The following is a 4,885-nucleotide window of genomic DNA, read 5'->3' on the forward strand; positions in this document are numbered from 1 at the left end:
GTGCTGACCAATGCGGCGGCGCAACTCATGCTCAAGCGCGGCATGAGCAGCTTCGGCTCCTTCGACATCGCCGGCGACGGGATCGTCGCCACGGTTTTCCGGGTCGTCTTCAACCCGTTCGTCTTCGCGGGCCTGTGCACCTTCGTCGTCAGCATGGCCTCGCATCTGGTCGTGCTGTCCAAGGTGCAGATCAGCTACGCCTATCCGTTCCTGAGCCTCGCCTATGTCGTGGTCGCGGCCTATGCCTATTTCGCCTTCCATGAGGATCTGAGCCCGAGCCGCATCGCCGGCATYGGCTTCATCGTCMTYGGCACCATCTTCATCGCACARAGCTGAGGGGTACCATGGACCTGATCGTTCGCCTGTTCCTGCGCCTCGGCGCCCTGTTCGAGCCGCGGCCCGAAACCATGCTGACGCCGGTTCCCGTGCCGGTGCGGGTTCGTCCGGCGCCCCGGTCGCGCCGATAGGAGCCGGTCATGAAGCATATCATCATCGGCGGCGACGGCTTCGTCGGCTCGCGCCTGGCGGCCGATCTCGCGGCGATGGGCGAGGACGTCCTCGTCGCGGACATCCACAAGAGCAGCCATGCGCATTACGCCAAGGGCCCCTTCGTCCAGATCGACGTGACCAAGGCGGAGAGCGTGGACACGATCCCGCTCTCGCCTGAAGACGTGGTCTACAACCTCTCGGCCAAGATGCTCTCGCCGATCGTCACGCGGGCCGAGCGGCACGATTTCTTCTGGCCGGTCAATTTTCACGGCACGCAGAACATCCTGAGCTGGATGGAGAAGCGCGGCGCCGACCGGCTGGTGCATTTCACCACGGACATGATCTACGGCCATTCGGTCACGGTGCCGCAGGACGAGACCCATCCGGCGCATCCGCTCGGCGAATATGGCGAGAGCAAGCTCGCGACCGAGCGGCTCGCCGAGGAATACCGCGCCAAGGGCTTCAAGATCCCGATCTTCCGGCCGCGACTCATCATCGGGCCCGGCCGGCTCGGCATCCTGGTGAAGCTGTTCAAGCTGATCGACCTCAACCTGCCGGTGCCGATGATCGGCTCGGGGCGTAATCTGCCAATCATGGATCCCGAGCAATACAAGATCGCCGACGAGATCTGTATTCTCGACACGTCCAAGGCCAAGCGCGAGCTCGGCTGGCACCCGCAATACCGCGACGAGGATATGCTGCTCGCCGCCTATACCGAGTATCGCAAGGGCAAGGACGCCCACAAACAGGCACAGAGGAGCCTCGCCGCATGAGCATGCCCGCTTTCAGCCAGGAGGATACGCCGGTGAGCGGAGCGCGCCCGCAACTCATCAGCGTCGAGGCTGCCAAGCAGCTCGACGCCGCCCAGGTGAAGGATTTCTTTGCCGCCCATATCAACCCCGGCCAGCTTCATTTCCTCAAGCTGCTCGGCTTCGACAAGATCCTCGTCGATCGCGCCGAGGGCCTGCACTACATCACCAAGGACGGCCGCAAGATCCTCGATTTCTTCGGCGGCTTCTGCTCGGTCGCCTTCGGCCACAACCATCCGCGCATCGTCGCGGCCCGGCAGAAGTTCCAGGACGAGAACCGCCATGAGATCTGCATGGCGTTCATGTCGCAATATGCGGCGGCGCTGTCGAAGAACCTCGCCACCATCGCGCCGGGCGATCTCGACATGGTCTTCCTCGGCTCGACCGGCTCGGAGGCGATGGAGGCGGCGCTGAAGGTCGCCGAGCAGGCGCAGGGTCCGGGCAAGTCGAAGATCCTGCATGCGGCGAACTCGTTCCACGGCAAGACCAAGGGCGTGCTCTCGGTCACCGATTCGACGCTCTACCAGTCGCAGTTCAAGCTGGTCGAGAACCGCGTCAAGGTGCCCTTCGGCGACATCCATGCGGTCCGGCAGGCGCTGGAGAACGACCCCTCGATCGGCATCGTCGTGATGGAGACGATCCAGGGCGGCGGCGGCATCGTCGAGGCGCCCGAKGGYTTCTGGCGCGASTTGCGCGCRCTCTGCGACAAGCACGGCGTGCTCTGGGTYGCGGACGARGTGCAGTGCGGGCTTGGCCGCACTGGCCAATTCTTCGCCTTCGAACGCGACGGGGTGGTGCCGGACGTGACGGCGCTCGCCAAGGCGCTCGGCGGCTCCAAGGCGGCGATGGGCGCGATGATCGCCCGTCGCGAGCTCTACATGAAGGCTTATGGCAAGCCGAAGACCGCGCTGATCCATGCGCAGGCGACTTTCGGTGGCATGGGCGAGGCCTGCGTCTCCGCCATCGAGGCCCTCAACGTCCTCTATGACGAGGATCTGATGGGCAATGCGAAGCGGCAGGGCGACTATCTGATCGAGCGCCTGAACGGCCTGCGAGCGAAATATCCGACGCTGCTCAAGGAAATCCGCGGGCGCGGGCTGATGATCGGCATCGAGTTCCAGGACATCAGCGAGACCATGCCTTTCGGGGTCAAGCACATGGTCGCACTGCTCGACGACAAGCTGAAAGGCTCGCTCTGCGGCTTCGTCGGCGCGCTCTTGCTGAAGGAGCACGACGTGCTCGTCGCCTTCACCGAATACAACCGCAACGTCATCCGGCTGGAGCCGCCATTGATCGTCACCCGCGAGCAGTGCGATCAGTTCCTCGCGGCGTTCGAGGATGTGCTGTCGCGCGGCGTCACCGGCATCGTCACCGGCTACCTGCGCAAGGTCGCTGCCGCCAAGGGCTGAGCGACCTGAGCGACCCGCAACAAAAAAGAGGCCGGCGTGAGCCGGCCTTTTGAGTCTGGGGTCTCGAAACAGGGGCGTCCAGGGAAGCTCAGTAGTAGCCGCAGACCCGGCGGTAGCCGATGACGTTGCCCCAGCGGTCGAAGCGCTCGACCAGGTCGCAGGAGCGAACGGGGGCAGGAGCGTCATAGTAGCCGTAGCCATAGGCGGGGCGGGTGGCGCCGGCGATGATGGCGCCTGCGGCGAGCGCGCCGACCACACCGGCTCCGACGCCCCAGCCATAGCCCCGGTGCCAGCGCGGGCGCGCTTCGGCGCCGGACGCGATCAAGGTGGTGGCCAGGGTCACGGCCGCGAGGGTCGCGGTCAGCGTCTTGCGGAACGTGGTCATGCTCGTCTCTCCCGATCGTTGCGAGAGCGAAGGTCTCGCTCTTCATGCTCATTGGTCGCAGGGAGGAGCGGGGAGGTTCAAAGGCGGTGACGATTATTTTCGCGCGGCCTCAGCCGTCGCTGACGCGCCGCCAGAAATCCGAGGAGAAGCCGGGATCGATATGAGTGGCGAAATCGCGCCATTGCGGAAAGGAGGCCTGGAAGGTCGCCGCCGACATGCGGGCATCCTTGTAGGGGTTCACCCGGCCCCCGGCCTCGATCGCGATCCGGTCCAATTCCGTCAGCAGCGCCTCGGTCCGGGCGCCGCGATTGGGGAAATCGAGCGTCAGCGTCGCGCCCTGGATCGGGAAGGACATCAGCCCCGGCGAGCGCTTGGCGCCGAAGAGCTTGAGCACGGTCAGGAACGAGGCCTCGCCGGCAGCGAGCGTCCGCCGGAGCATCTCCTCGACGGCGCGGCGGGCGCCGACCATCGGCACGGCGCATTGGAACTGCCTGAGGCCCTGCGGGCCATAGGCGCGGTTCCAGTCGCGGATCCGGTCGAGCGGGTAGAAGAACGGCCGATAAGGCACACGCCGTGGCGCCGCCCCGCGCGGCTGGCTGTGACGATAGAGCCAGTTGAAGGCACTGAGCGTCACCCGGTTGATCAGGGGAAAGGGTGGTTCGATCGGAAAGCGCAGGTTGCGGCCGGGCTGTGGTGGCAGGAAGCCGAAATCGGGCGCATGGTTGGCGCGGAAGAAGACGCCGCGGCCGAAGTGCCGGCCGCTGGCGAGGGCGTCGATCCAGGCCACGGTGTAGTCATGCGTCGAGTCGGATTCGGCGGCCAGTCCGAAGAAGCCGTCGAGGCTGTCGAAATGCAGGACCTCCTGCTCCATCGCGGCCGAGCGGATCGGCATGAGCTGGAGCGTCACCTGCGTGATGAGCCCGGTCAGCCCGAAGCCTCCGATGGTGGCGGCGAAGAGATCGGCATTCATGTCCGGCGCGCAAAGGATGCGCTGGCCGTCGGAGCGCATCAGCTCGAAGGCGCGGACATGGCAGCCGAAGGTGCCGGCGGCATGATGGTTTTTGCCATGGACGTCGTTGGCGAGCGCGCCGCCGATGGTCACGAAGCTCGTTCCGGGCGTGACGCAGGGGAACCAGCCGGCCGGAACCACGATATCGAGCAGGCGGTCGAGCAGGAGCCCCGCGCCGCAGGTCAGCAGACCGGTTTCCCGGTCGAAGGTCTGGACGTTGGCGAGCGAACGCGCATCGATCAGCGAGCCCCGGCTGTTCAGGCAGGAATCGCCATAGGAGCGGCCATTGCCGTAGGCGAGGACGGGGCGGCGGAAGCGATCGGGCCGCTCGATCCAGCCCGCCGCATCGACGATCTCGCTGCCCTGCGCCGAGAGCCCGCCCCAGGAGCGATACGCGCCGCGGGGGATGGTCATGGCAGGATCGTCGCCAGGACCATGATGGCGATGACGACGAGGCCCATGAGCTGGCTGCGCCAGTCGCGGATCATGAAGACCAGCGGATCGTCGGGCATGCCGCCACGGCGGGCCATGAACCAGATGCGCGCCATCTGGTAGAGGACGATCGGGCAGAGCAGCCAGATCAGCTCGGGGTGGCGGTAGAGCTGCTTCACGTTGGCGCTGTCGACATAGAGCGCCATGATCAGCGCACAGGTGCAGCCCGAGGCCATGCCGAGCTGCGAGAGCGCCTCGATATCCTCGACCTGATAGCCGCGCCCGGCCTTCTTCAGGCCGGACTGATCCGCGGTGATGCGCAATTCGGCATAGCGCTTCACCAGTGCGAGGC

Annotated in this window: 5 protein-coding genes and 2 pseudogenes; 4 read left to right on the forward strand and 3 right to left on the reverse strand. The window is 65.8% G+C overall.

Annotation, left to right across the window (positions count from 1 at the left end; translation table 11 throughout):
- The 4 genes and pseudogenes from AB4Y99_RS26325 to AB4Y99_RS26340 form a co-directional block, all read left to right on the forward strand.
- Window positions 1-333 (forward strand): annotated as a pseudogene (locus AB4Y99_RS26325) (DMT family transporter); the annotation flags it as partial.
- 11 nt (window positions 334-344) lie between these two features.
- Complete coding sequence (locus AB4Y99_RS26330) at window positions 345-467, forward strand: hypothetical protein (protein WP_260368443.1); 123 nt, start codon at window positions 345-347, stop codon at window positions 465-467.
- Window positions 468-476: 9 nt separating this feature from the next.
- Window positions 477-1,262 carry an NAD-dependent epimerase/dehydratase family protein gene (locus AB4Y99_RS26335; protein WP_441525404.1) on the forward strand — a complete coding sequence of 262 codons (786 nt, stop codon included), beginning with the start codon at window positions 477-479 and terminating at the stop codon, window positions 1,260-1,262.
- The gene (locus AB4Y99_RS26340) at window positions 1,259-2,707 is read left to right on the forward strand and encodes an aspartate aminotransferase family protein (protein WP_441525405.1); all 1,449 of its coding nucleotides are present in this window, start codon (window positions 1,259-1,261) and stop codon (window positions 2,705-2,707) included. The genes AB4Y99_RS26335 and AB4Y99_RS26340 overlap by 4 nt, the downstream gene beginning before the upstream one ends.
- Window positions 2,708-2,795: 88 nt before the next feature.
- On the opposite strand, the gene AB4Y99_RS26345 is transcribed toward AB4Y99_RS26340, so the two are convergent.
- The 3 genes and pseudogenes from AB4Y99_RS26345 to AB4Y99_RS26355 all read right to left on the reverse strand — a co-directional run.
- Window positions 2,796-3,092, reverse strand: a complete 297-nt coding sequence (locus AB4Y99_RS26345; RefSeq protein ID WP_038363611.1) for a hypothetical protein — start codon at window positions 3,090-3,092, stop codon at window positions 2,796-2,798.
- Window positions 3,093-3,201: 109 nt separating this feature from the next.
- Entirely contained in the window at window positions 3,202-4,515 is a 1,314-nt protein-coding gene (locus AB4Y99_RS26350) for an FAD-binding oxidoreductase (RefSeq protein WP_441525406.1), read from the reverse strand.
- Window positions 4,512-4,885 (reverse strand): annotated as a pseudogene (locus tag AB4Y99_RS26355) (UbiA family prenyltransferase); the annotation flags it as partial. The gene AB4Y99_RS26350 and the pseudogene AB4Y99_RS26355, both read right to left, overlap by 4 nt.

The sequence above is a fragment of the Allobosea sp. TAB14 genome, from assembly GCF_052113865.1.
GTDB classification, from domain to species: Bacteria; Pseudomonadota; Alphaproteobacteria; order Rhizobiales; family Beijerinckiaceae; genus Allobosea; species Allobosea spartocytisi.